Origin of the sequence: Anoxybacillus sp. EFIL, assembly GCF_013096955.1 — a bacterium.
Taxonomy (GTDB): domain Bacteria; phylum Bacillota; class Bacilli; order Bacillales; family Anoxybacillaceae; genus Anoxybacillus; species Anoxybacillus ayderensis.
Genome location: NZ_SDLH01000125.1, coordinates 1 through 391 on the forward strand (window position 1 = coordinate 1; position 391 = coordinate 391).

Here is a 391-nt window from a genome sequence, read left to right on the forward strand (position 1 = left end):
ATCAGAAGCTCCGATTTCAAATGAAACAGCGTTCATTTCTGCATATAAATTGACTCGAAACGCATTACCAGAATGCCCATACGCTTCCGACCAATATGGATGTGCTTTTATATTTTCCATTTTGCCCCAGTCAACACAGTTCCCTATTGTGATACCGTATCTGATAGGCGTGAATCGGATATTGATTAATTCATGTCGTGCATGTGTTTTGGTCAAGTCTATCACATGATATGAGTTAACAAAAAAGCAATTTTTAACAGAAAAATCACTAGCCCCTTCTACAATGTCAATAGTAGGGGCACAAACAATCGGGTTATATATATGATAGGTTGTACCGGGATATTGAACACCGCTATCTGTCCAAGTGTTAAAATCTTGATCGGGGTAAAAA

1 protein-coding gene is annotated in these 391 nt (G+C 38.1%); it reads right to left on the reverse strand.

The features are described from left to right. Positions 1–391 (reverse strand): hypothetical protein (locus ES017_RS15825; protein ID WP_216367612.1); only part of this gene is annotated, 391 nt, incomplete at both ends.